This window comes from Mesobacillus sp., from assembly GCF_049588175.1.
Lineage (GTDB): Bacteria > Bacillota > Bacilli > Bacillales > Cytobacillaceae > Mesobacillus.
The window spans coordinates 1-4,010 of record NZ_JBAVFI010000288.1 but is presented as its reverse complement, the minus strand read 5'-3'; the positions used below and the strand labels follow the sequence as shown (position 1 = coordinate 4,010).

5 protein-coding genes and 1 pseudogene are annotated in these 4,010 nt (G+C 41.8%); all 6 read left to right on the top strand.

Annotated features, from left to right (window positions below; translation table 11 throughout):
* Positions 1-184, top strand: a pseudogene (locus WB217_RS07015) (hypothetical protein); the annotation flags it as partial.
* Positions 185-201: 17 nt separating this feature from the next.
* Positions 202-732 (top strand): hypothetical protein, encoded by a 531-nt coding sequence (locus tag WB217_RS07010; protein WP_423991944.1) that lies wholly within the window; start codon positions 202-204, stop codon positions 730-732.
* 98 nt (positions 733-830) lie between these two features.
* Positions 831-1,970: an acyl-CoA dehydrogenase family protein gene (locus WB217_RS07005; RefSeq protein ID WP_423991942.1), complete on the top strand. Its 1,140-nt coding sequence runs from the start codon at positions 831-833 to the stop codon at positions 1,968-1,970.
* Positions 1,971-2,156: 186 nt separating this feature from the next.
* Complete coding sequence (gene cccA / locus WB217_RS07000; protein WP_423410777.1) at positions 2,157-2,516, top strand: cytochrome c550; 360 nt, start codon at positions 2,157-2,159, stop codon at positions 2,514-2,516.
* A gap of 122 nt (positions 2,517-2,638) precedes the next feature.
* Positions 2,639-3,349 carry a tRNA (adenine(22)-N(1))-methyltransferase gene (locus WB217_RS06995; protein WP_423991939.1) on the top strand — a complete coding sequence of 237 codons (711 nt, stop codon included), beginning with the start codon at positions 2,639-2,641 and terminating at the stop codon, positions 3,347-3,349.
* A partial coding sequence (locus WB217_RS06990) for a Nif3-like dinuclear metal center hexameric protein (protein WP_423991937.1) occupies positions 3,346-4,010 on the top strand: 665 nt, incomplete at its 3' end. The genes WB217_RS06995 and WB217_RS06990, both read left to right, overlap by 4 nt.

The following is a 4,010-nucleotide window of genomic DNA, read 5'->3' as shown; positions in this document are numbered from 1 at the left end:
CCATCGTGCGTGGGCAGATTGGGAGGAAGCATATCCAAGTCCTGCGGGATTAGCGGCCAAGGTGAGACCCCCAGGAGCAAAGCGACGAGGAGGCTCACCTGACGCCCCGCGGAAAGCGAGTGCCTGGAGCGGAAATCAACAGACAGGTTTAACACCGCCAAATTTTTTGAAAAGAATTATTTAAGACAGGAAGTGCAATCTATGGACGATCAGCGCAAGGAAATCATCATTAATGAAATAAACTATTGGAAACAAAACAGAATGCTGCCAGGACACTATTGTGATTTTCTTCTAAATCTATATACTGAAGGCGTTTCAGAAGCCTTACCAGCTGCTAAAAAGAGCCAGTTTGCGCTGCCTAAAATCTTAACTGTTTTTTTACTTGGATTGTTATCGCTTTCAGTATTGTTATTTTATTTTACTGAATTATCTCTCATTTTGCAAATTGCCATTATCATTCTTTTTGGAATAAGTTCCCTAATTTCAGGTGTTTACTTAATCTCCAAATCTTATTTAAAATTGATCCCATTGCTTACCACGGCGCTGATTTTATTGATCATTACAATCCAGGCAGCAGAAATATCCTTTCCGGACAATACATACATACTTTATTTCGTGACCATCGCCAATTGTTTATTATGGGTCATAGCGGGTGTTAAATGGAAAATGATTTCATTTAAAATTTCCGGAATCGCAGGTATAGTCCTTCTGATTATTACTATATTTATATAATTATTAATTATTTAAAAGTTTTTAAATGTTGAGAATATTATCTATTCACCTTTATAATGAAGAATGTAAACGTATTCAACAGCTTAAGGGGGATGGAAATGAATTTTGATTTAACATCTGAACAGGCAATGATTAAAAGGACAATTAGAGAGTTTTCGGAGGAAGAAGTAGCTCCTGGAGCAATTGAAAGAGATAAAACAAAACAGTTTCCGACAGAAATCTTCAAAAAACTTGGGGAACTTGGAATGTTGGGACTTCCTTTTCCAGAAGAATACGGCGGGGCAGGAGCCGATACAGTCAGTTTCGCGATTGTAACAGAGGAGTTGAGCAGGGGGTGTGCTTCTACTGGGATTACTTACTCAGCACATATTTCTCTTGGCGGTGCGCCTATTAACCTGTTTGGAACAGAGGAACAAAAGCAGAAGTATCTGGAGCCTATTTGTACAGGGGAATCTCTTGGTGCATTTGGATTGACAGAACCTAATGCAGGATCTGATGCTGGGGGAACACAGACGACAGCTAAAGAGGAAAATGGAGAGTTTGTGATTAATGGAAGCAAATGTTTTATTACGAACGCCAGCTATGCCAAACATCTTGCATTGACGGCAATCACCGGGGACAATAATGGAATGAAAGAAATCAGTGCAATCATCGTTCCAACAGATGCTCCTGGTTTTACAGTAATTGATAATTATGAAAAAATGGGATTGAATGCGTCAAATACAACCGAGCTAGTAATGGAAAATGTTCGGGTGCCGGTTGAAAACCTTCTTGGCAAAAAAGGGGAAGGCTTCAAGCAATTCCTGATTACCCTGGATGGGGGCAGAATCGGTATTGGCGCAATGGCAGTCGGTGTAGCACAGGCTGCATATGAAAAGGCTCTGCAATATGCGCAAGAAAGAAAACAATTTGGAAAGTCACTTTCTAAATTCCAGGCAATCCAATTCAAACTTGCTGATATGGCCATGAAAATTGAACTGGCACGCAATATGGTATACAAGGCAGCATGGCTGAAGGACCAAGGGCGGCCATTCTCAAAAGAAGCATCAATTTGCAAGCTGTACGCTTCTGAAATTGCGATGGAAGTAGCTGATCAGGCTGTCCAGATCCATGGGGGGTATGGATATATGAGAGAGTATGAAGTGGAGCGCTATATGAGAGATGCAAAGCTGCTTGAAATCGGCGAAGGTACTTCCGAGGTACAAAGAATGGTCATCGCTAGGTTAATTGGCTGCTAGGTTGGAAATAGTAAAGATGAATGATTACGCAAAAACTTCATCATTTGATGGGGTTTTTTGTCTAATTTGTGAACAAGTGTGACAAAGTTTGCTTTTTTGCTTTTCCTGTAAACGTTTTTCAAGTAAAATAATAGTTGCTTGAAATTATTATTTAAAAGTGATGTTATACATAAGGGAGGGTATATGATGAATCGTAATCCAATCATTCCATTCGTATTAATCATGGTAATGGGCATCGGCTTAATGTTCCTGCTTTCTTTCAAAGGACTTGGAGATTCCGAAGACTTAGCGAAAGAAAAAGAAGGCGGCGGAAAGACTGAGGAGACTGCTGAAGTGAATCCTGAGGAGTTCTACAAGCAAACTTGCGCAGGATGCCACGGACAACAGTATGAAGGTGGTGCTGGTCCTTCGTTAAAAGGTGTAGGCGGCAGATATTCTAAAGATGAAATCAAGGACATCATTACGAATGGTAAGGGCAACATGCCTCCAGGAATGGCAGCTGGTAAAGAAGAACAAATGGCTGAATTCCTTTCAAAAATGAAGTAATACAATGAAAGGCTCTTTGCAGAAGCAAAGGGCCTTTTAATTTAATCCAAGCTTGATTGGACAAGGGGCAGGAGCTTTTCATATACTAATAAAAGCAAAATACGATTTAGAAGGTGACTTGAATGAATTCTGAAAAGCTATCGAACCGGCTAGAAGCCGTTGCAAATAATATTCCTCAAGGTGCAAGGCTGGCTGATATTGGTTCCGACCATGCCTATTTGCCATGCAATGTAGTGAAAAAAGGAATCGTACCTGGCGCCATTGCCGGCGAGGTGGCAGAGGGGCCATATCAATCTGCGCTTGAGCAGGTACAATCTGAAAATCTTACAGCCGAGATTTCTGTCCGCAAGGGTAATGGTCTTGATGTGATTCAACCTGGCGAGGTTGATTGCATTACCATTGCTGGCATGGGCGGAACACTAATTTCAAATATTCTCGATCGTGGTAAAACAAAACTTGATGGTGTGAATAGACTTGTTCTCCAGCCCAATGTCGGGAGTTTCGCAGTCCGCAGCTGGCTGATAGATAATGGATGGGAATTAATGAGAGAAGAAATCCTTAAAGAAGATGGGAAAATATATGAGATTTTAGTTGCTGAAAGAGGAGAGCCATTAAAGCCGTTTCAACAAAGGAATCTTGAAGCAGGAATTTTGTTTGGTCCATTTTTAATGGGAGAAAAATCACTGATATTCATAGAAAAATGGAACCAGGAAAAGAAAAACTGGGAACGGATCTTAAGCCAGCTTAATGATGCAGTACAAAATGAAGAAACAGCGAGCAAGAGGCTCGAATTAGAAAGAAAGATCAATATGGCTGAGGAGGTACTAAAGTGAAAAAAGTTAATGGCCATGAGGTAATCCAACTTTTTGAACAATTCTCTCCAAAATCCCTTGCGGTGGAAGGGGATAAAATTGGCCTTCAGATTGGAGCGCTAAACCAGCACGTGCAAACTGTCCTGGTAGCTCTTGATGTGAACGAGGAAGTTGTGGATGAAGCAATTGCGAAAAATGCCCAATTAATTATCGCTCATCATCCTCCAATTTTCAGGCCGCTGCAGAAGATCGCAACGGATACTCCGGCCGGAAGAATAATTGCAAAGCTCATCAAGAATGACATTGCTGTCTATGCCGCCCATACCAACCTCGACATAGCTGTGGGTGGTGTGAACGATTTGCTTGCCGAGGCGCTGGGATTACAGAATCCTGAAGTGCTAGTTCCAACGTATGAAGACACACTTAAGAAGCTAGTGGTCTTTGTCCCTGCTGAAAATGCTGAACTACTTAGGGAAGCTCTAGGAAATGCAGGGGCTGGTTCCATCGGCAACTATAGCCATTGTTCCTTTTCGGGGGCGGGTGAGGGACGTTTCCTGCCTGGGGAAGATACAAACCCCCATATAGGAGTAAAGGGAAAGCTTGAGGCAGTCAACGAGGTAAGGGTTGAAACTATTTTCCCTCAAAGTATCGAAAAAAAGGTGCTCCAAGCTATGATCAAGGC